Annotated in this window: 1 protein-coding gene; it reads right to left on the bottom strand. The window is 38.8% G+C overall.

The window, feature by feature from the left end; all coding sequences use genetic code 11:
- Nucleotides 1-348 (bottom strand): IS110 family transposase (locus DDE80_RS14745; RefSeq protein ID WP_235612358.1); only part of this gene is annotated, 348 nt, incomplete at its 3' end.
- Nucleotides 349-417 lie beyond the last annotated feature (69 nt).

Raw genomic sequence — 417 nt, forward strand, 5'->3', positions numbered from 1 at the left:
TTTAAAGTGCGTTTTCGCTAGTTCATGTGCGTCACTACAGTCCGTTTTATGACGTCGCATTTTCGCCATTTGTAGGTTCGCTTCAAGCGGATTCATGCGACTATATGTATAGCCATGATTTTTGAAAAACGCTTCTACTGATTTGGAATAGACACCAGTTGCTTCAAATACAATGTGAGGGACTTGTCCATCACTCTTCGTAATTTCTTCAATACGTTCATGTAATCGTTCAAAGTCGATTCGGGTATGATTCAGTTCACCTTCAAATTCACATTGTCGATACCTATCATAAATAACCACCGAACTTTTGCCTTTACTCACATCTAACGCAATGACATGTTTCATCATTTCCATCTCCTTTTTAGCCAGTCATAGAAGTCTTCACAGTACCTTAATGATTCCACTTTCTTATACGCG

Source organism: Metalysinibacillus jejuensis, from assembly GCF_003057615.1.
Lineage (GTDB): Bacteria > Bacillota > Bacilli > Bacillales_A > Planococcaceae > Metalysinibacillus > Metalysinibacillus jejuensis.